This window comes from Pseudomonas sp. Irchel s3b6 (assembly GCF_900187415.1).
Lineage (GTDB): Bacteria > Pseudomonadota > Gammaproteobacteria > Pseudomonadales > Pseudomonadaceae > Aquipseudomonas.
Genome location: NZ_FYDM01000010.1, coordinates 92,984 through 113,774 on the forward strand (window position 1 = coordinate 92,984; position 20,791 = coordinate 113,774).

At 60.2% G+C, this 20,791-nt stretch carries 19 protein-coding genes; 13 read left to right on the forward strand and 6 right to left on the reverse strand.

Going from position 1 to position 20,791, the window contains the following annotated elements; genetic code table 11:
- The first annotated feature begins 165 nt into the window (after positions 1-165).
- From CKW07_RS17525 to CKW07_RS17545, 5 genes are all read left to right on the forward strand, one after another.
- Positions 166-1,083: a LysR substrate-binding domain-containing protein gene (locus tag CKW07_RS17525; protein WP_095146283.1), complete on the forward strand. Its 918-nt coding sequence runs from the start codon at positions 166-168 to the stop codon at positions 1,081-1,083.
- Between the two features lie 234 nt (positions 1,084-1,317).
- Positions 1,318-1,809, forward strand: a complete 492-nt coding sequence (purE, locus tag CKW07_RS17530; protein WP_095081226.1) for a 5-(carboxyamino)imidazole ribonucleotide mutase — start codon at positions 1,318-1,320, stop codon at positions 1,807-1,809.
- A gap of 11 nt (positions 1,810-1,820) precedes the next feature.
- Positions 1,821-2,906 (forward strand): 5-(carboxyamino)imidazole ribonucleotide synthase, encoded by a 1,086-nt coding sequence (locus CKW07_RS17535; protein WP_095146284.1) that lies wholly within the window; start codon positions 1,821-1,823, stop codon positions 2,904-2,906.
- A gap of 104 nt (positions 2,907-3,010) precedes the next feature.
- Positions 3,011-3,256, forward strand: a complete 246-nt coding sequence (locus CKW07_RS17540) for a GlsB/YeaQ/YmgE family stress response membrane protein (RefSeq protein ID WP_095146285.1) — start codon at positions 3,011-3,013, stop codon at positions 3,254-3,256.
- An 86-nt stretch (positions 3,257-3,342) separates the two neighbouring features.
- Complete coding sequence (locus tag CKW07_RS17545) at positions 3,343-3,879, forward strand: DUF3299 domain-containing protein (protein WP_095146286.1); 537 nt, start codon at positions 3,343-3,345, stop codon at positions 3,877-3,879.
- 51 nt (positions 3,880-3,930) lie between these two features.
- Here CKW07_RS17545 and CKW07_RS17550 read toward each other — a convergent pair whose 3' ends face one another.
- Positions 3,931-4,830 carry a D-hexose-6-phosphate mutarotase gene (locus tag CKW07_RS17550; RefSeq protein ID WP_095146325.1) on the reverse strand — a complete coding sequence of 300 codons (900 nt, stop codon included), beginning with the start codon at positions 4,828-4,830 and terminating at the stop codon, positions 3,931-3,933.
- Positions 4,831-4,903: 73 nt separating this feature from the next.
- Positions 4,904-5,308: an acyl-CoA thioesterase gene (locus CKW07_RS17555; RefSeq protein WP_095146287.1), complete on the reverse strand. Its 405-nt coding sequence runs from the start codon at positions 5,306-5,308 to the stop codon at positions 4,904-4,906.
- 368 nt (positions 5,309-5,676) lie between these two features.
- On the opposite strand from CKW07_RS17555, the gene CKW07_RS17560 reads away from it, so the two are divergent.
- On the forward strand, positions 5,677-6,975 hold the full coding sequence (locus tag CKW07_RS17560; RefSeq protein ID WP_095146288.1) for an MFS transporter: 1,299 nt from the start codon (positions 5,677-5,679) through the stop codon (positions 6,973-6,975).
- Between the two features lie 220 nt (positions 6,976-7,195).
- On the opposite strand, the gene CKW07_RS25750 is transcribed toward CKW07_RS17560, so the two are convergent.
- Both CKW07_RS25750 and CKW07_RS17570 read right to left on the reverse strand, forming a co-directional pair.
- Positions 7,196-7,450, reverse strand: coding sequence for a hypothetical protein (locus tag CKW07_RS25750; RefSeq protein WP_256577061.1), 255 nt, complete (start codon positions 7,448-7,450; stop codon positions 7,196-7,198).
- The gene (locus tag CKW07_RS17570; protein ID WP_095146289.1) at positions 7,447-8,505 is read right to left on the reverse strand and encodes a helix-turn-helix domain-containing protein; all 1,059 of its coding nucleotides are present in this window, start codon (positions 8,503-8,505) and stop codon (positions 7,447-7,449) included. The genes CKW07_RS25750 and CKW07_RS17570 overlap by 4 nt, the downstream gene beginning before the upstream one ends.
- 187 nt (positions 8,506-8,692) lie before the next feature.
- Between CKW07_RS17570 and CKW07_RS17575 the strand changes: the two genes are divergently transcribed.
- The 7 genes from CKW07_RS17575 (at position 8,693) to CKW07_RS17605 (ending at position 17,911) form a co-directional block, all read left to right on the forward strand.
- The gene (locus tag CKW07_RS17575) at positions 8,693-9,694 is read left to right on the forward strand and encodes a phosphate ABC transporter substrate-binding protein PstS (RefSeq protein WP_095146290.1); all 1,002 of its coding nucleotides are present in this window, start codon (positions 8,693-8,695) and stop codon (positions 9,692-9,694) included.
- 413 nt (positions 9,695-10,107) lie between these two features.
- Positions 10,108-12,141 (forward strand): ABC transporter permease subunit, encoded by a 2,034-nt coding sequence (locus CKW07_RS17580; protein WP_176465334.1) that lies wholly within the window; start codon positions 10,108-10,110, stop codon positions 12,139-12,141.
- Positions 12,142-12,156: 15 nt separating this feature from the next.
- Entirely contained in the window at positions 12,157-13,827 is a 1,671-nt protein-coding gene (gene pstA / locus CKW07_RS17585; RefSeq protein ID WP_095146292.1) for a phosphate ABC transporter permease PstA, read from the forward strand.
- A 178-nt stretch (positions 13,828-14,005) separates the two neighbouring features.
- Positions 14,006-14,839 carry a phosphate ABC transporter ATP-binding protein PstB gene (gene pstB, locus CKW07_RS17590; RefSeq protein WP_095081241.1) on the forward strand — a complete coding sequence of 278 codons (834 nt, stop codon included), beginning with the start codon at positions 14,006-14,008 and terminating at the stop codon, positions 14,837-14,839.
- A 109-nt stretch (positions 14,840-14,948) separates the two neighbouring features.
- Positions 14,949-15,710 (forward strand): phosphate signaling complex protein PhoU, encoded by a 762-nt coding sequence (phoU, locus tag CKW07_RS17595; RefSeq protein ID WP_095081243.1) that lies wholly within the window; start codon positions 14,949-14,951, stop codon positions 15,708-15,710.
- A 163-nt stretch (positions 15,711-15,873) separates the two neighbouring features.
- Positions 15,874-16,812: a response regulator gene (locus CKW07_RS17600; RefSeq protein WP_095146293.1), complete on the forward strand. Its 939-nt coding sequence runs from the start codon at positions 15,874-15,876 to the stop codon at positions 16,810-16,812.
- Between the two features lie 202 nt (positions 16,813-17,014).
- Entirely contained in the window at positions 17,015-17,911 is an 897-nt protein-coding gene (locus CKW07_RS17605) for a peptidoglycan DD-metalloendopeptidase family protein (RefSeq protein WP_095146294.1), read from the forward strand.
- A 40-nt stretch (positions 17,912-17,951) separates the two neighbouring features.
- On the opposite strand, the gene CKW07_RS17610 is transcribed toward CKW07_RS17605, so the two are convergent.
- Together CKW07_RS17610 and phoR are read right to left on the reverse strand one after the other, a co-directional pair.
- On the reverse strand, positions 17,952-19,292 hold the full coding sequence (locus CKW07_RS17610) for a hemolysin family protein (RefSeq protein ID WP_095146295.1): 1,341 nt from the start codon (positions 19,290-19,292) through the stop codon (positions 17,952-17,954).
- 124 nt (positions 19,293-19,416) lie between these two features.
- Positions 19,417-20,703, reverse strand: a complete 1,287-nt coding sequence (gene phoR, locus CKW07_RS17615; protein WP_256577062.1) for a phosphate regulon sensor histidine kinase PhoR — start codon at positions 20,701-20,703, stop codon at positions 19,417-19,419.
- Positions 20,704-20,791 lie beyond the last annotated feature (88 nt).

The window sequence follows — 20,791 nt, forward strand, 5'->3', positions numbered from 1 at the left end:
GATATGGACCCGGTCTGTGCCGGAACGCTGTGAATGCTAGGCTTGTGGAGAATTTTGGGCCAATGCTGTTAAGCACTGGCCTATGCATATTCGGCATAATGCCCATGTGACGCCGTGTGCGCGACGAACGTGTGACCTAAATTGGTGCGTGTCCGGGAGGACGTGATGAATCTGGAAAGCAAATGGCTTGAGGACTTTAGTGCCCTGGCCGCCACCCGTAGTTTCTCGCAGGCCGCCGAACGGCGCTTCGTGACCCAACCGGCCTTCAGCCGGCGGATCCGTAGCCTCGAGGCTGCGTTGGGGCTGACGCTGGTCAACCGTTCACGCACGCCCATCGAACTCACGGCCGCCGGGCAACTGTTCCTGGTAACGGCACGCACGGTGGTCGAACAGCTGGGCGAAGTGTTGCGCCACCTGCATCACCTGGAAGGCGGACAAGGGGAGGTGATGCAAGTTGCGGCCGCCCACTCGCTGGCCCTGGGCTTCTTTCCGCGCTGGATCGCGCAACTGCGCAACGAGGGCCTGAACATTGCCACGCGATTGGTCGCCACCAACGTGGGCGACGCCGTGCATGCGCTGCGCGAAGGCGGTTGCGACCTGATGCTGGCGTTCTATGACCCGGACGCCGCTCTGCAAATGGACCCGGAGATTTTCCCGTCGCTGCACCTGGGCCATACCGAAATGCTCCCGGTGTGCGCAGCCGATGCCGACGGCAAGCCGCTGTTCGACCTCGAAGGCGAGGCCAGCGTGCCGTTGCTGGCCTACAGTGCCGGCGCGTTTCTGGGGCGCTCGGTGAACATGCTGCTGCGCCAGCGCGCCCTGCGCTTCACCACCGTCTATGAAACGGCGATGGCCGACAGCCTGAAGAGCATGGCGTTGGAAGGGCTGGGGATCGCATGGGTGCCACAACTGAGTGCGCGGGCTGAACTGGCGCGCGGTGAGCTGGTGGTCTGTGGCGGACCGCAGTGGCATGTGCCGCTGGAGATCCGCCTGTATCGCTGTGCGCTGGTGCGCAAGGCCAATGTGCGGTTGTTGTGGCGCAAGCTCGAGGGCGGCGCGGCGCAGGGAGTCCCGAATACATGAGTTTCCGGCCTCGCCGTCGGGCACCTGTCTGCTGACCTTGAAGTCAATAAAACCGGCACTTGGAGCCGTATGACAGATGGTCGCGCAGGGGGCTGTTTATCTGCGGTATTACGGTATACTGCGCGGCCTTCGGCCGGCTTGTCTGGCCATAATTCGTACAATCAAGCCACGCATTCTGCGTGGCTTGTTGTTTTTTGACGCGCCTGCGGGCGCCCAGAGAGAAGAGGCGCGACGATGAGTGCACTGGTTGGCGTGATCATGGGCTCCAAGTCCGATTGGTCCACCCTTAGCCACACCGCCGATATGCTGGAAAAGCTCGGCATCCCTTACGAGGTGAAAGTGGTCTCGGCCCACCGCACCCCGGACCTGCTGTTCCAGTACGCCGAAGAGGCCGAGTCGCGTGGCATCGAGGTGATCATCGCCGGTGCCGGTGGCGCGGCCCACCTGCCAGGCATGTGTGCGGCCAAGACCCACCTGCCGGTACTGGGCGTTCCGGTGCAGTCGTCGATGCTCTCGGGTGTCGATTCGCTGCTCTCTATCGTGCAGATGCCTGCGGGCATTCCGGTTGCCACCCTGGCCATCGGCAAGGCCGGTGCGATCAACGCCGCCCTGCTGTCGGCGAGTATCCTTGGTGCCAAGCATCCGCAGTTCCACGCGGTGCTCAAGACCTTCCGTGCTGAACAGACAGACAGCGTTCTGGACAATCCAGACCCACGCATCGCCTGAGGTTGTTGACGATGAAGATCGGTGTAATCGGTGGCGGCCAGTTAGGTCGCATGCTGGCCCTGGCGGGGACTCCGCTGGGCATGAACTTCGCTTTCCTGGACCCCGCACCGGATGCCTGCGCAGCGGCGCTGGGTGAGCACCTGCGGGCCGATTACGGCGATCAGGATCACCTGCGTCAACTGGCGGACGAAGTCGATTTGGTGACCTTCGAATTCGAAAGCGTCCCGGCTGAAACCGTGGCCTTTCTGTCGCAATTCGTCCCGGTGTACCCGAGCGCCGAAGCGCTGCGCATCGCTCGCGATCGCTGGTTCGAGAAGAGCATGTTCAAGGAGCTGGGCATTCCGACCCCGGCCTTTGCCGACATCCAGTCGCAAGCCGACCTGGACGAAGCCGTTGCCGCCATCGGTCTGCCGGCCGTGCTGAAAACCCGTACCCTGGGTTACGACGGCAAGGGCCAGAAGGTTCTACGCAGCGCAGAAGACGTTGTGGGCACCTTCGCCGAGCTGGGCAGTGTCGCCTGCTTGCTGGAAGGCTTCGTGCCCTTCACCGGTGAAGTGTCGCTGATTGCCGTGCGCGCTCGCGATGGCGAGACGAAGTTCTACCCTCTGGTGCACAACACCCACGACAGCGGCATTCTCAAGCTGTCCGTGGCCAGCACAGACCACCCGTTGCAAGCCCTGGCCGAAGATTACTCCAGCCGCGTGCTCAAGCAACTGGAGTATGTGGGCGTGATGGCGTTCGAGTTCTTTGAAGTCGACGGTGGCCTCAAGGCCAACGAAATCGCCCCGCGTGTCCACAACTCCGGGCACTGGACCACCGAAGGCGCCGAGTGCAGCCAGTTCGAAAACCACCTGCGCGCCGTTGCCGGCCTGCCGTTGGGTTCGACCGCCAAGGTGGGCGAGAGCGCCATGCTCAACTTCATCGGCGTGGTGCCGCCGGTTGAGCAGGTCGTCGCCATCAGCGATTGCCATCTGCACCACTATGGCAAGGCGTTCAAGGTCGGCCGCAAGGTCGGTCACGCCAACTTGCGCTGTGCCGACAAGGCCACGCTGGAGCGGCAGATCCTCAAGGTCGAAGCGCTCATCGCCGAGCAATAATCCACAGGCCCGGTGGGAACCTTCGGTGACCACCACCCTCTGATGGCAGGATGCCAAAGTCTGGCTAGGCTTTGAGCAATCCATTTCACTCAGAGGGAAGCGCCATGGGAATTATTGGAACCATCTTCATCGGATTGATCGTGGGCCTGCTGGCTCGTTTCCTGAAACCGGGTGATGACAGCATGGGCTGGATCATGACCATCCTGCTCGGTATCGGTGGCTCTCTGGCGGCTACCTACGGCGGTCAGGCGCTCGGCCTCTACCAGGCGGGTCAAGGCGCAGGCTTTATCGGTGCCCTGGTGGGCGCGGTGGTGTTGCTGGTGATCTACGGCCTGGTGAAAAAGAACTGATTCAAGCGACAAAGCCCTCTCTGCCGCGCAGGCGGGGCGGGCTAGAATGCTCGGCGATTGACCGTCCCTTCTTACCGAGCACTTTCATGCGCCGTCTTCTGCTGACTCTTGTATTGCTGGGCACAGGCCTTGCCCACGCTGGCGAACTGCCAGAAACCGACTGGCTTGAGCTGATGCCCAAGTCGGACCAGAAGGCTCTCGAAGCCATGCCCGAGATCGACCACGACTCCCCTGAAGCCACTGGCACCTTTACCGACAAGGGTGGCCTGAAGCAAAGCAAGGGCCTGCCGGCGGTGATGTATTCAAGCAACACCGTGGCCTCGATGAACGACAAGCACATCCGTCTCGGCGGCTATCCCGTGCCGCTGGAAACCGATGGCAAGGGCCGCAGTACGCTGTTCTTCCTGGTGCCGTACCCGGGCGCCTGCATCCATGTGCCGCCACCCCCCCCCAATCAGCTGGTGCTGGTGCGCTATCCCAAGGGGTTGAAGCTGGACGACATCTACACGCCGCTGTGGGTGACCGGAACGCTGAAGATCGAGGCGGTCAGCAACGATCTGGCCGATGCAGCCTATGCGCTGGATGCGGCGCAGGTGCGGGTGGTGCAGGAAGCGGATCTGTAGGTATTCAGATGTGGGGGCGGGCTTACTCGCACCCACATGGCTGTTGCGCTATCAGAGCGGCTGGCTGCCGATGCTCACGCCCAGGGTATGACTCGCTCCCGGTGCCAGGGTCACGATGTCATCCATCACATTGGCGGTCTCGATGCACAGCATGCGCTGCCAGCCATCATCCGCCATGTCGCTGAATGCCGCCGCGCGCTCGGTCCACGGGTTCCAGATCACCGCCGAGCGCGAACCGTTGCTGGTCAGCTCGATGCGCCGCTCCCAAGCGGGGTCGACAATGCTCAGCGTCGGCGGGGTATCGAGGTAGATACGGTCAGTCTCGCCGGTAAAATGCAGGTCGCCGGATTGAGTGACAGTATTCCAGTTATCCAGGGTTTCGATGTAGCTCAGCCCGTCCAGCCCTTCGACATGCACGTTGCGCACATCGCTGACCGCGAAGTAGCTGTGCAGCGCCTGGCTGATGCTCACTTGGTCGGCGCCGCGATTGAGACTGGTCAGGTTGATGTGCAACTGTTCATCCAGACGAATGCTCAGCGTCAAATCAACCTGGTGGGGCCAGCCCGGCAAGCCGCCTTCGGGGCAGGGCAGGAGGAATTCGACGTTCAGGGCTTCGCCTTCGGCTTCTATGGCGCCCAGCTCCCAGTCCATCGCCCGCACCAGCCCGTGGGCCGTAGCAGGTTGCTCGCTCACGCGCATCGCCTGCACGCTGGGCGGGTTGCGGTCCAGATTGCCAAACCACGGCCAGCACACCGGTACGCCGGCGCGGATGCTTTTGCCCGTCTTGAACACCGCCTCGTCATTGAGCCAGATCAGTGGCGGTTGCCCGGCCAGTTGATAGCTAAGGATGTGCGCGCCTTGCTGTGCCACCAGTAGTTCGGCCTGACCGTGGCGAATACGCCAGCAATTCAGATCGTCCAGTTTCACTGTTTCAACATTGGGCGTAGGCATGATGCACATCTCGTTCAGGATCAATGACGGCAATGGACCGCAAAACGGCCGCCGGGTTTTACGCTTCCCAGGTTCAACGAGCCCTGGGCGGAACCGAACGGGTACGGCCGCTGCCATCAATGGCGACGAACACAAACACCGCTTCCGTTACTTTGCGCCACTCGCTGGACAATGGATCGTCGCTCCAGACCTCGACCATCATCTGAATCGAGCTGCGACCGATATCCAGTGCCTGGGTATAAAAGGATAGCTGAGCGCCCACGGCGACAGGGACCAGGAAGGCCATGCGATCAATGGCGACCGTGGCCACGCGACCACCGGCCACTTTGCTGGCCATTGCCGTGCCGGCCAGGTCCATCTGTGATACCAGCCAGCCGCCGAAAATATCGCCAAAGCCGTTGGTTTCACGAGGAAGTGCGGTGATTTGCAGGGCCAGGTCGCCTTGCGGAATCGGATCTTCTTGTTCGAGTTCTATCATGCCGGGGGTGCCTCTGACCCGTGACTCTTCGTTGGTACTTCAGGTGAATAGCCGTCTCCAGGAAAAACGATTCAGCCCCGAACATACTACGTTCGTCACGTTTTCCATAAGGCGAACTAGGGGGAAACTCTGCGAAATCGGCTGGTAGAGCCAGCAGCGTCTTCGCACAGCAACCCCTTCCGAGGTATTACAGACTGCGAGTATATCGAGCGGTAGACCGCGCGACGACCGTCCGGTTCTCATTTTGACCGTCAAATACGCGCTTCCATGTGCTTTTTCGAACAATTTGCTATCGTGCCAAACCTGCCCAAGCCCCTGCCAGCGTTGTTGGGGTTGCAGATCTGACTATAAGAAGAGAAGCCCTTGCCATGATCACAGCGCCATCGAGCATAGCGACACCCGCGCAACCCGCACGTCCCTTGACCCGCAACGATTACAAGACTCTGTCGCTTTCCGCCCTGGGCGGTGCGCTGGAGTTTTACGACTTCATTATCTTCGTGTTTTTCGCCACGGTCGTCGGGAAGCTGTTCTTTCCGGCGGACATGCCCGAGTGGCTGCGCTTGATGCAGACCTTCGGCATTTTTGCTGCCGGTTACCTGGCGCGCCCATTGGGCGGCATCGTCATGGCGCACTTCGGCGACCTGTTGGGGCGCAAGAAAATGTTCACGTTGAGCATTTTCATGATGGCCGTTCCGACCTTGATCATGGGCCTGCTGCCCACGTACGCGCAGATTGGCATGTGGGCCCCCATCCTGCTGTTGCTGATGCGGGTGATTCAGGGCGCCGCCATTGGTGGTGAAGTGCCGGGTGCCTGGGTATTCGTTTCCGAACACGTGCCCGGGCGGCACATCGGTTACGCCTGCGGCACGCTGACGTCGGGCCTCACGGCGGGCATCCTGCTGGGCTCACTGGTCGCCACGGCGATCAACAGCATTTATACCCCGGAGCAGGTGTCCGATTACGCCTGGCGGATCCCGTTCCTGTTGGGCGGTGTATTTGGCCTGTTTTCGGTCTACCTGCGCCGCTGGCTGCACGAAACCCCGGTGTTCGCCGAGCTGCAACTGCGCAAGGCGCTGGCCGAAGAGGTACCGTTGCGTGCGGTGCTGCGCGACCATCGCGGCGCTATCGCCATCTCGATGCTGCTGACCTGGCTGCTGTCGGCGGGGATCATCGTGGTCATTCTGATGACGCCCACGGTGCTGCAGACGGTCTACCATTTCCCGGCGACCACGGCGCTGCAGGCCAACAGCCTGGCGATCGTATTCCTGAGCCTGGGCTGCGTGGCGTCTGGTGCGCTGGCTGACCGTTTCGGTGCCGGTCGGGTATTCGTGTTCGGTAGCGGCTTGCTGCTGTTGAGCTCGTGGACCTTCTACCACAGCCTGTTCAACCACCCTGACTGGCTGTTCCCGATGTACTCCCTGACCGGACTGCTGGTCGGCACCATCGGTGCCGTGCCCTATGTCATGGTCAAGGCATTCCCGGCGGTGGTGCGCTTCAGCGGCCTGTCGTTCTCCTACAACCTGGCCTATGCGATCTTCGGTGGCCTGACCCCGATGGTCGTTACCTTGCTGCTCAAGGAGAGCCCGATGGGGCCTGCCTACTATGTCGCGATCATCTGCGGCGTGGGGATCGTGGTGGGGGGCTATCTCTGGAGGAAAGGGCGATAACGATAAGCAGTCAGTTGCTAAGGCTTGCGCCAGTGCGAAAGCCTTGCATCACATTCACCTGACGGTAAGCGCGCTCCGCGCTCAATCATGTTGTCCAAAGCTTGCGCAGCATGTGCCGGTAGAATGACTTCATGTTCGACCATCAGGTCGAGTAACCAGAGGGCGCCATACACTTGTACCCCATCTCGCTGAGCCTGGCGTCTGAGTTTGCCATCGCCGGTCAACAATGGTCGGCCAGTTTCCTGCGCTTGTTGTGTTCGACTTTGAGGCTGAACAGTTTGGCGACTCCGGACCCATCAAAGGACTCAATAATCAAACCATGAGCGAGCAATTCGTCATGGGGGAAATCTTCGAGCTCATGCAGTACGAAATCCGTACAGCATAGAGAGAACGGCAGTTTGAACATCTGCTCCAATAGTCCAGCATTTCTGAAATCGATCCAGATATTCGTATCGCTGATGTAGACCAGAGTCATGCACTCTCCAGTGAGCCCAGGAAGTTTGGATCAAGTGTGCTCACTGGTTTGCGTAAAAGTTCCGCTGCGCGGGATTTAGTGATCAACCCTTCCGCCAGTCCCCAGAACACTAACGACTCGAAACGCTGCGGTGGCTTGCAGGGCATCGGCTCGGGCTCAACCTTCCGCCAGCCATTTGCACTGAATTGAATACTGAGGGATTTGTAACCGCCGTCGCTGAGCAGATTCAGGTCCTTGAGTCGGCGCAGCGCAGCGTGCATAGAAATCCCATACTGGCGTTTAGCGATGAGCAGTTCGCGGGGATGAACCCGTGAGCGAGGGTGGCTACCGAAATCGCTGGTGACCCCTTTGGCTGGGTAGAGGAAGGCTCCCGCGAAACGATGGCAGCAGTTTTCCTTGTCCCGTTCGGACATGGCTTCAGGCAACTTCATGACCCAATGGCCGAGCTCATGAGCCGCTGTGAAGCGGATACGTTCACCTGGACGCTCGGCATTCAGCGCGATCAAGACATGGCGCCCATCACTGGTGGCGGCGCAGGCCCCGTCGAAGTCATCCGGCCCCATGAGCATCGCTACCTTGATGCTGTGCTCTTCCAGTTGTTCGGTCAGGTTGGAAATCGGATCGCTACCAATTCCCCAAAACTCACGTAATGCCTCGGCGGCATGTTCGGCTTCATCTATAGAGGAGACCGGTAGCATTTGCGCCGGGGTGGCCGGAGTCTGAATGTCCACTAGGTCGAAGCAATCCTCCAAAGCGATATAGCGCTCGAGATGTTCGCGAATCTGCTCTTCAACCTGAACCTGACGGTATTTGGGCATTTTCGCCAGTTTGCGAAACTCCAATGGTGCGAGCGGTACAGCGTCCGCACGGAAGAAGTACTCAGGATTCACCTGCAGTACCTTGGCCATTTGCAGCAACCGGGCGGAATTAGGGGTGCTTAACCCTTTCTCGTACTTGCTCAAACCTTGCTTGGTAATGTCACCAAGCTGGAGCGCCAGAGCGTCAAGGGACAGACCCCGCAGTAGGCGAGCACGGTGAATTCGGTCGTTGATCATGAGTTCCTCTCGTGGTTGACAAGAATATATTTTATGATTGATTTGTCAACCGCGCTACAAGGTATTGGTGTTTCTGCTTTTCGAGTGCTGGCCTTTCATCTAATTGTCATATTCAAGTCATAGAGTGTTCACACGGCCTGCCGATACTTGGCCCCGACTTAACACACCCTATTACCAGGAGTAAGGCATGAAACTGAAGCGTTTGATGGCGGCAATGACCTTTGTCGCTGCTGGCGTTGCGACTGCCAACGCAGTTGCCGCTGTTGATCCTGCGATCCCGAGCTACACCAAGACCACTGGTGTGTCGGGCAACCTGTCCAGCGTCGGCTCCGATACCCTGGCCAACCTCATGACCCTGTGGGCTGAGCACTACAAAAAAGAATACCCGAACGTAAACATCCAGATTCAGGCAGCCGGTTCCTCCACCGCGCCACCCGCGCTGACTGAAGGCACCGCTAACCTGGGCCCGATGAGCCGTAAAATGAAGGACAACGAGCTGCAGGCCTTCGAAACCAAGTACGGCTACAAGCCGACCGCCATTCCGGTTGCCGTGGATGCCCTGGCCGTGTTCGTGCACAAGGACAACCCGATCAAGCACATGACCATGGAGCAGGTTGACGCGATCTTCTCTTCGACCCGCCTGTGCGGTAGCAAAACCGACGTCAAGACCTGGGGTGACCTGGGTGTGACCGGCGACTTGGCCAACAAGCCGGTCCAGCTGTTCGGTCGTAACTCGGTTTCCGGCACCTACGGCTACTTCAAGGAAGAAGCCCTGTGCAAAGGCGACTTCAAGCCAAACGTCAACGAACAACCAGGCTCGGCCTCGGTGGTGCAGTCGATCAGCTCTTCGCTGAACGGCGTTGGCTACTCGGGCATCGGTTACAAGACCGCTAGCGTCAAGACCGTCGCCCTGGCCAAGAAAGGCAGCACCGAGTTCGTCGAAGACACCGAAGAAAACGCACTGAACGGCAAGTACCCGCTGTCGCGTTTCCTCTACGTGTACGTCAACAAGGCCCCGAACAAGCCTCTGGCCCCGCTGGAAGCCGAGTTCGTGAAGCTGGTTCTGTCCAAGCAAGGCCAGGAAGTTGTAGTGAAAGACGGCTACATCCCACTGCCAGCCAAAGTCGCCGCCAAGGCACTGGCTGACCTGGGTCTGCAAGAAGGTGGCACTGAAGTCGCAAAAAAGTAAAACCCTGAGTCCGGTTTGATATCTCCGGACTCACGTGAGGGGCGGCAGGAGTCGCCCCTCACACACCTCTAATTCTCTATCCACCGCCAGTACCCGCTGGAGGCGGATTTGTCGCGTCACTGCATTGTCATCTTTCTGTCATACAGGATCGCTAGGGTGTGCGCATGAATGATCTGGCCAATTCCAACATGACTACTAATCCCCCCAAGCGAATTGATTTCAATACGCCTGAGCTGCAACGCAAGCGTCGCATTCGCGCGCTCAAGGATCGCCTGACCCGCTGGTATGTCCTCATCGGCGGCCTTGCCGTGCTCGGCGCAATCACGCTGATCTTTTTCTTCCTTGCCTACGTCGTCGCGCCCCTGTTCCAGGGCGCCGAGCTGACCAGCAAGGACGCGATCACCCCGGCCTGGATGCAAGACGCCGGCAAGCCGCTGATGATCTCCCTCGAAGAACAGAACCAGGTCGCCCTGCGGGTTTCCGACAAGGGCCAGGCATTGTTCTTCGATATCGACAGTGGCGCGGAACTGCGCCGTGTTGACCTGGCGATCCCGGCCGGTGTCAGCGTGACGTCCATTGGCAAGGATCAGCCAGGTCATCCGCTGGTTGCCGTGGGCCTGTCCAACGGTCAGGCGCTGGTGTTCCGCCATACCTATAAGGTCAGCTACCCGGACGGCAAGAAAACCATTTCGCCGGCCATCGAGTATCCGTACGGCGAAACGCCGATCGTGTTGAACGAGCAGGGCGGTGCGCTGGAGCACGTCAGCCTCAACGCTACGGATTCGACCCTGTTGCTTGCCGGCTCTACCGGCGCCCAGTTGCATGTGCTGTCGCTGACCAGCGAAGAGAACATGATGACCGGTGAGGTCACCAACGAGCAGAAGCGCATCGAGCTACCGCAGATGACCGAGCCGGTGAAGAACATCTTCGTCGACCCGCGTCAGCAGTGGCTGTACGTGGTCAACGGGCGTGCCCAGGCCGACGTGTTCAACCTGCGCGACAACAGCCTCAACGGCCGTTACAAACTGCTCGAAAACGGCGAGACCGAGATCACCGCCAGCACTCAGTTGGTGGGCGGCATCTCGCTGATCTTCGGTGACTCCAAAGGTGGCCTGGCCCAGTGGTTCATGGCCCGCGATCCGGATGGCGAACAACGCCTGAAGCAGATCCGCACCTTCCAGATGGGGTCTGCGCCGATCGTTGAAATCACCGCCGAAGAGCGCCGCAAAGGTTTTGTTGCCCTCGATGCGTCCGGCAAGCTCGGCGTATTCCACAGCACCGCCCACCGTACCTTGCTGGTGGACCAGGTGGTCGACGGCCAGGGGCTGTTCGGTCTGTCGCCACGGGCCAACCGTGTGATCGTGGAGCAGGGCGGCAAGCTGCAACCGCTGCTGCTGGACAACCCGCACCCGGAAGTTTCGTGGAGCGCGTTGTGGAATAAGGTCTGGTATGAAAACTACGACGAACCTAAATACGTCTGGCAATCGACCGCCGCCAACACGGACTTCGAACCCAAGCTGAGCTTGTCGCCGCTGACCTTCGGTACCTTGAAGGCTGCGTTCTACGCCATGCTGTTGGCCGCGCCGTTGGCCGTTGCCGCCGCGATCTACACCGCCTACTTCATGGCTCCGGGCATGCGTCGCAAGGTCAAGCCAGTGATCGAGCTGATGGAAGCGATGCCGACGGTGATCCTCGGTTTCTTCGCCGGTCTGTTCTTGGCGCCGTACGTCGAAGGGCACCTGCCGGGGATCTTCAGCCTGCTGTTGCTGATGCCGGTCGGCATCCTGGTGGCCGGGTTCACCTTCAGTCGCCTGCCTGAGTCCCTGCGCTTGAAAGTGCCGGACGGCTGGGAGAGCGCGATCCTGATCCCGGTGATCCTGTTTGTGGGTTGGTTGTCGTTGTACATGAGCCCGTACATGGAAACCTGGTTCTTCGGCGGCGACATGCGCATGTGGATCTCCCATGACCTGGGTATCACCTACGACCAGCGCAACGCCCTGGTGGTTGGCTTGGCCATGGGCTTCGCGGTTATCCCGAACATCTACTCGATCGCTGAAGATGCCGTGTTCAGTGTGCCCCGCGGCCTGACCCTGGGCTCCCTGGCCCTTGGCGCCACGCCGTGGCAGACCATGACTCGCGTGGTAATCCTCACCGCCAGCCCGGGCATCTTCTCGGCACTGATGATCGGCATGGGTCGTGCGGTCGGCGAAACCATGATCGTGTTGATGGCTACCGGTAACACCCCGGTCATGGAAATGAACCTGTTCGAAGGCCTGCGTACCCTGGCTGCCAACGTTGCGGTGGAAATGCCGGAGTCGGAAGTCGGCGGCAGTCACTACCGCGTGCTGTTCCTCTCGGCGCTGGTACTGCTGTTGTTCACCTTCGTCATGAACACCCTCGCGGAGCTGATTCGTCAGCGTCTGCGCAAGAAATACTCGTCGCTTTAAGAAAGGTAGAAGTCTGTGAAACAGAACTCCCTGAAAGGATGGTTCAAGAGCGGCGCCCCGGGCGTCTGGATCAGCGGTGGCGCGGTGGCCATCGCGGTCATCATGACCATTGGCTTGCTGGCAGTGATTGCCGTGCGCGGTCTGGGCCATTTCTGGCCGGCAGACCTGATACAGGCCCAGTACCAGGTGCCGGGCCAGGCCAACCATGTCGTGGTTGGCGAAGTGGTGCAGAAAGAAGAAGTGCCACGCGAGCGCCTGAAAAGCGCTGGCCTGCCGGTACCCGACGAGGGTCCGGAGTTCATGACACGCGAGCTGATCAAGGTTGGCAACCGTGACTTGAATGGCAGTGACTTCACCTGGATCGTCGGCGAGTGGCTGACCAACCAGACCACACCGCGGGAACTGATGGTTATCGAGCGCCGTGAGTGGGGCAATTTCTACGGTTACCTGGTCAACGTCAAACAGGACGGCAAGGTCATCGCCGAAGGCGAGGCAGCATGGCCTGAGCTGCAAGCGCGAATCAAGCGGGTCAGCCAGCTGGCAGCCCAGCTCAAGACCCTGGAAAAAGTCGACATCGGCGCGATCAACGCCGGTCTGGAGCGCGTTCGTCTGCACGGTCGCAAACTGGAGCTCGACGGCAACCTCGATGCTGCTGCACAGGCAGACATGGAGTCTGAGCGTGCTGAACTGAATGCCCGTTATCAGGACATCGAAAAGCGCCTTGGCGAACTGCATGCGCAGGTCAATCGCGACAGCCTCACGGCCCGTGATGCCAATGGCAAGGAACTCGAAATCGAACTCGGCAAGGTGGTTCATGCCTTCCAGCCGAACGCGATGGGGACCTTCACCAAGATCGGCTTCTACTTCAGCAAGGTCTGGGAGTTCCTGAGCGACGATCCGCGTGAAGCCAACACCGAAGGCGGGATCTTCCCGGCGATTTTCGGTACGGTGATGATGACCCTGATCATGGCGATGATCGTTACCCCATTTGGCGTGCTGGCAGCGGTATACCTGCGTGAATACGCCAAGCAGAACACCCTGACCCGGGTGATCCGCATCGCCGTGAACAACCTGGCGGGTGTTCCGGCCATCGTTTACGGGGTCTTCGGCCTGGGCTTCTTCGTCTATGTACTGGGCGGCTCGGTTGACCGGCTGTTCTTCCCGGAAGCCTTGCCGGCGCCGACCTTCGGCACCCCGGGCCTGCTCTGGGCCTCGCTGACCCTGGCGCTGCTGGCGGTGCCGGTGGTGATCGTGGCCACCGAGGAAGGCCTGGCGCGGATCCCTCGCACCGTGCGTGAAGGCTCCCTGGCCTTGGGCGCGACCAAGGCTGAGACCCTGTGGAAAATTGTCCTGCCGATGGCTAGCCCGGCAATGATGACCGGCATGATCCTCGCCGTGGCCCGCGCCGCGGGTGAAGTGGCGCCGCTGATGCTGGTGGGGGTGGTGAAACTGGCACCGTCGCTGCCGCTGGACGGCAACTACCCGTACCTGCACCTGGATCAGAAGATCATGCACCTGGGCTTCCACATTTATGACGTCGGCTTCCAGAGCCCGAACGTCGAAGCCGCGCGACCGCTGGTGTACGCCACGGCGCTGCTGCTGGTGCTGGTGATTGCCACCCTGAACCTGTCGGCAGTGTGGATTCGTAACCACCTGCGCGAAAAGTACAAAGCGCTGGATAGCTGATAGCCCCTGTAGGAGCGAGCTTGCCCCGGGCGGCGCTCCGACGATGGTCGTCCAGGCACAGAAATTGTGTCGGTTGTTCCATCTTCGCGAGCAAGCTCGCTCCTACGGAAGAATGATGTAACCGCAAGCTTGAGCTTGCGGCTCACTGAACCGAATTTGTTAGCACAGGGAGCCTCCCATGCAGCACGAAGCACATACCCACGGCATCAACATGTCGGCCCTGGGTCGCGACAAACAGAGCCTGAACCTCGAGCAGGAAACCGTGGCCATCGAAGTGCCGGGCCTGAGCCTGTACTACGGCGACAAACAAGCGTTGTTCGATGTCAGCATGAATATTCCCAAGCAGCGCGTGACCGCTTTCATCGGTCCGTCCGGCTGCGGAAAATCCACGCTGCTGCGTACCTTCAATCGCATGAACGACCTGGTGGACGGTTGCCGCGTAGAAGGCGAGATCAACCTGTACGGCAACAACATCTACCGCAAGGGCGAAGACGTGGCTGAGCTGCGTCGTCGTGTCGGCATGGTGTTCCAGAAGCCGAACCCGTTCCCGAAAACCATCTACGAAAACGTGGTCTACGGCCTGCGTATCCAGGGCATCAACAAAAAGCGTGTGCTCGACGAAGCGGTCGAGTGGGCGTTGAAAGGTGCGGCCCTGTGGGACGAGGTCAAGGACCGTCTGCATGAGTCGGCACTGGGCCTGTCCGGTGGCCAGCAGCAACGTCTGGTGATTGCCCGCACCATTGCCGTGGAGCCGGAAGTGCTGTTGCTCGACGAACCGTGCTCGGCACTCGATCCGATCTCGACGCTGAAAGTCGAAGAACTGATCTACGAACTCAAATCCAAGTTCACCATCGTCATCGTGACCCACAACATGCAGCAAGCCGCCCGGGTTTCCGATTACACGGCGTTCATGTACATGGGCAAGCTGGTGGAGTTCGGCGACACCGACACCCTGTTTACCAATCCGTCGAAGAAGCAGACCGAAGACTACATCACCGGTCGGTATGGTTAGCAGCAGCTGCAAGCCGCAAGCTTCAAGCGGCAAGTAAGAGCGGTTCGAGTACGACACAAAACAGCTTGCAGCTTGTAGCTTGCAGCTCACAGCTATCGCGGAGCAGAAGATGATTTCGAAGGAAGGCCTTACCCACCACATCTCCCAGCAGTTCAACGCCGAGCTCGAAGAGGTGCGCAGTCACCTGTTGGCCATGGGCGGGCTGGTCGAGAAACAGGTCAACGACGCGGTGACCGCGCTGATCGAGGCCGATTCGGGCCTGGCCCAGCAAGTGCGCGAGATCGATGACCAGATCAACCAGATGGAACGCAACATCGACGAAGAATGCCTGCGCATTCTGGCCCGTCGTCAGCCGGCGGCGTCCGACTTGCGCTTGATCATCAGCATCTCCAAGTCGGTGATCGACCTGGAGCGCATCGGCGACGAAGCCACCAAGATCGCCCGCCGCGCCATTCAGTTGTGCGAAGAAGGCGAGGCGCCACGGGGTTACGTCGAAGTGCGCCACATCGGTGACCAGGTGCGCAACATGGTGCGTGATGCACTGGATGCCTTCGCTCGATTCGACGCCGACCTGGCGTTGTCCGTGGCCCAGTACGACAAGATCATTGACCGTGAATACAAGACGGCGCTGCGTGAGCTGGCGACCTATATGATGGAAGACCCTCGCTCTATCTCGCGGGTGTTGAACATCATCTGGGTCCTGCGTTCGCTGGAGCGTATCGGCGACCACGCGCGCAACATCTCTGAGCTGGTGATTTACCTGGTGCGCGGCACGGATGTGCGTCACATGGGCCTCAAGCGCATGAAAGAAGAAGTTGAAGGCACCAGCGGTGAAACAGCTAATGTTCCGGGCGAAGCTGACGATAAGTAAGATTGCCCACGTAAAGCGCCCGGCCTTTTGGCCGGGCGTTTTTGTTTGGGCCTTTGGATTTCAAAGCACCCGCGAACGAAAAAGTCCCGGCGTGACTGAAGAGTTTTGGCGAAGTGCCATCAGCCAGGCGTTATGCTGGTCGGGATTATAAAAGGGGTGTTCGATGAGTAAGGTCAGTGTGTTGGTCGTGGACGATGCTGCGTTCATTCGTGACCTGATGAAAAAGTGCCTGCGTAACTACTTCCCGGGCATACGCATCGAAGACGCGGTCAACGGCAAAAAGGCCCAGGCCTTGCTGGCACGCGAAACCTTTGATCTGGTGCTGTGCGACTGGGAAATGCCGGAAATGTCCGGCCTTGAGTTGCTGACCTGGTGCCGTGAGCAGGACGCACTCAAGGCCATGCCGTTCGTAATGGTCACCAGCCGCGGCGACAAGGAGAACGTGGTCCAGGCGATCCAGGCGGGTGTCTCGGGTTATGTGAGCAAGCCGTTCACCAACGAACAATTGCTGACCAAGGTCAAGCAGGCCCTGAACAAGGTCGGCAAGCTTGACGCCTTGATGAACGGTACGCCGCCCAAGATGACGTCGGCGTTCGGCAACGATTCCCTCAATGCCCTGACTGGCGGCAAGGCAGCAGTGTCTACCACGGCGGCTCCGGCACCCAATGCCTACCTGCAAAACACGGCCGCGCCAGTCACGGCTGCAGCGCCGGCCAAGGGTTTGCTCAACAGCCCTGCGGTCAAAGCAGCGCCATCGGTTGCTGGTGGGCGTGGTCAGGGTCAGTTGCGCCTGCCAAGCGGCATACAGCAATGCGTGATCAAGGCCTTGAGCATCAAGGAAGCGCTGCTGGTGGTGAAACGCACCGACACTTTGCCGCAAGTGCTCGACAGTGCCGTGCTTGACCTGGAGCAGGGCGACAACGCCGAAGTCGCGCGCTTGAACGGTTACCTGCACGCTATCGTCGCTCACGAGCCGAAACCTGACAGCGAGTGGCTGCAACTGACCTTTCGCTTCGTCGACCAGGACGCGCAAAAACTCGACTATATCTCCCGCCTGATCGCCCGGGGCACAGCGCAGAAGCACTTCGTACCGGGTGCATAATTTTTAAAGCCGATCGTTCCACGCTCCCGCGTGGGAATGCCTCTCTGGACGCTTCGCGTCCGTTTCAAGCTGGGGCGCAGAGCGTCCCTGGCTGCATGCCCGCCCAGAGCGTGCTAACGATCATTTGAAACATCTGCCCGCTACGCGGGTCAGTTCTGGCTGCTAGGCTCCTTTCCAGGCCTTCCTCGACAGAACTTTGCCCATGCTCGCGCGATTGCTGGTTCTTTGTGTCCTGTTCATTGCCTCCACCTCGGCCGTGGCGGTGACTATTTACAAGTCCAAGGATGCCTATGGCGTGGTGTCCTACAGCGATCGACCCTCCCGTGGCGCCAAGGTGTTTGTGTTCCGCGACCGGATGGACGAACGCCTCGAGCGTCAGGTCCATCTCTCGGTAAAGAAACACAAGGGCACCCACAGTCTGTTTGTGCGCAATGACCTGTATGCGCCGGTAGAGGTCGAGCTGAGTGTGCGCGGGCTGAACAATGTCAGGGGCGCGCCAGCGAAGCCGATCCGCCGGGTAGTGCCAGCGCGCAGCAATACGCGCCTGGTGCAGCTCACGGCGATCCGTGCCGGCAAGCCGCTGACCTATATCCCCAAGCTCAAATATTCCCTGGGCGACCCCTCAGGTACCACGCTGGCCTATCGGTATCCACTGCCGTGGCGGGGTGGGCCGTTTCGCCTGAGTCAGGGCGCCAATGGCCGATACAGTCACTATGGGCCCAAAAATCGCTATGCCATGGACATCGCCATGCCCGAGGGCACACCGATCATTGCTGCGCGCGGTGGCATCGTGGTGAAAACCGAGAACCGTCAGAGTGGGCGCGGTACCAACCCCTCGGGCAACTTTGTGCGAGTGCTGCACGACGACGGAACCATGGGGGTTTACCTGCACCTCAAGCGTGGTTCGGTCCGGGTGCGGGAAGGCCAGCGGGTAAGGGTGGGCAGCGCATTGGCGCTGTCGGGCAATACCGGCAACAGCAGCGGGCCCCATCTGCATTTCGTGGTGCAGCGCAATACCGGGCTGGGGCTGGTGTCGATTCCGTATCAGTTCAGCCAGCCGGTGGGCAGCCTGCCGAACTTTGCGCTCGGCAGGCAGTAGTCCATTCACCACAGAAACCTGATTGTGATTGGTCCCGGGCTCAGTCGAGCATCAGTACCTTGGCCAGGACAATTTTCGGACCTTTCATCTTTTTGATGATGATCCGCAGGCCTTCGACTTCCAGGACTTCTTCCTCTTCCGGCACGCGCTTGAGGCTTTCGTAGACCAGCCCGGCAAGGGTTTCGGCTTCGACGTGATCCAGATCGATACCCAGCAACCGTTCGACCTTGAACAGCGGGGTGTCACCGCGTACCAGCAGTTTGCCCGGCTGGTAAGCCAGGATGCCGCGCTCGGCTTTGCGATGTTCGTCCTGGATGTCGCCTACCAGCACTTCCAGCACGTCCTCCATGGTCAGGTAGCCGATGATATTGCCGTCGGCTTCCTCCACCACGGCGAAGTGCGAGCCGCCCTTGCGGAACTGTTCCAGCAGTTGCGACAGCGGCATGTGCCGCGATACGCGCTCCAGCGGGCGGGTCAGTTCCGCCAGGTTGAACGATTCTGGAATGTGGTCCAGGGCCGCCAGTTCCAGCAGCAGGTCCTTGATGTGTAGCAGGCCGACGAACTCCTGGCGTTCGCTGTCGTACACCGGGTAGCGGCTGAATTTATGACGGCGGAACAGCGCCAGGATTTCCTTCAGCGGTGCGTTGAACTCCAGTGTGACCAGGTCTTCCCGGGAGTTGGCCCAGTCGACCACTTCCAGCTCGCCCATTTCCACGGCCGAGGCGAGTACACGCATGCCTTGGTCGCTCGGGTCCTGGCCACGGCTGGAGTGCAGGATCAGTTTCAGTTCTTCACGGCTGTAATGGTGCTCGTGGTGCGGGCCGGGTTCACCTTGGCCTGCGATGCGCAAAATGGTGTTGGCGCTGGCGTTGAGCAAGTAGATGGCCGGGTACATGGCCCAGTAGAACAGGTACAGCGGCACCGCTGTCCACAGCGACAGCAGCTCGGGCTTGCGGATGGCCCAGGATTTCGGGGCCAATTCACCCACCACGATGTGCAGGTACGAAATGATGAAGAAGGCGGTAAAGAACGACACGCCCTTGACCACTTCCGGCGAGTCGACGCCGACGGCGCTCAGGACGGGCTCGAGAATGTGGGCAAACGCCGGCTCACCGACCCAGCCCAGTCCCAGAGACGCGAGGGTGATGCCCAGTTGGCAGGCCGAGAGGTAAGCGTCGAGCTGACTGTGCACCGTGCGCAGGATGTGCCCGCGCCAGCCGTTCTTGTCAGCGATGGCCTCGACCCGGGTCGAGCGCAATTTGACCATGGCAAATTCAGCGGCAACGAAGAAGCCGTTGAGCAGAACCAGGATCAGTGCAAAAAGAATCATGCCGAAGTCGGCGAAGAGTGTTGCGAGGGACAAGCCAGGGGAAGGGTCCATGATGGGGTTTTGCGGGTTCCGTATTGTCGAAAAAAAGGGGGATCTACGAGCCTGAAAGGCAGGCCCAAGTCAACCAATGTAGCGGCTGACAGGGGGCTTGCCTAGAGGTAAGTGGGTTGTAGGGCTAGTCGGTCAGGCTGCCGGCGCGCAATTTTGTGACCTGCGCGGGCACGAAATGGCAGGTGAATGTGCTGCCATGACCCGGAACGCTGCTGATCTCCATGCGTGCACGGTGGCGCAACAGAACGTGCTTCACGATCGCCAGGCCAAGCCCGGTGCCGCCCGTATTGGAGTTGCGGCTGGAATCTACGCGGTAGAAGCGTTCGGTCAGGCGCGGCAGGTGTTTGTTGTCGATGCCGATCCCGGAGTCTTGCACGCTCAGGTGCGCGCCGTGCTCATCGCCCCACCAGCGGATGCGGATGTTGCCTTCGGCCGGGGTGTACTTCACGGCGTTGAACACCAGGTTGGAAAACGCGCTGCGCAATTCGGCTTCACTGCCCTTGAGCTGGATGGACGGGTCAGCTTCCAGCGTGATCTTCTGATTGCGCTGCGCGGACAACGCCACCGCGTCGCTCTTGATCGACTGCAGCAGGCCGTCGATGGCGACAGGCTGGTTGTCTGACGGGTAATCGGTGGCTTCAAGTTTGGCCAGCAACAGCAAGTCATTGAGCAAGGTTTGCATGCGCCCGCCTTGCTGCTGCATCTGCTGCAGTGCGCGGGTCCAGCGCGGGTTCACGTCTTCGACGTTGTCGAGCAGGGTCTCCAGATAGCCACTGATCACCGTCAATGGCGTGCGCAGTTCATGGGAAACGTTGGCGATGAAGTCTTTGCGCATTTGCTCCAGCTGATGGATGCGCGTCACGTCGCGTACCAACATCAGGTGCTCATTGTTGCCGTAGCGGGTGATGTACAGCTGAATGCGCACCCGGTCATTGGTCGGTGACGGAATTTCCAGCGGCTCGGCGTAGCTGTCCTGCTCGAAGTATTCCTTGAAGCGCGGGTGGCGCACCAGGTTGGTCACCGGCTGTCCACTGTCCTGTGGTGTCTTGAGGCCGAGCAAGGTTTCGGCGGCGCGGTTCCACCACTCCAGGTTGCCGTCGCTGTCGAGCATGACCACCGCATCTTTGAGCGCTGCGGTGGATTCCTGGACCCGGTCGATCACCGCTTGCAGGCGTCCGCGCACACGCTGATCGCGGCGCTGCAGGTGGTAGATGCTGTCGAATACTTCGCCCCACAGGCCGTAGCCATCGGGCGGCGCCTCGTCAGGCTTGTGCAGTCGCAGCCACTCGTGCAGACGCAACAATTGCTTGAGGGTCCAGGCCAGGTAGATGCCCAGGCCCGCGGCCAGGCTCCAGCCGTAGTAGCCTGTGATCAGGCCGATTACCAGGCAGCCGGTGACCAGCAACAGCATGTGGCGGATCAGGGTGCCATGCCAGTTTTGGTTCACGGAAAATATGCGTCCTTGAATGTGGGGCAGCGACAAGTCTCAAGCAGCAAGC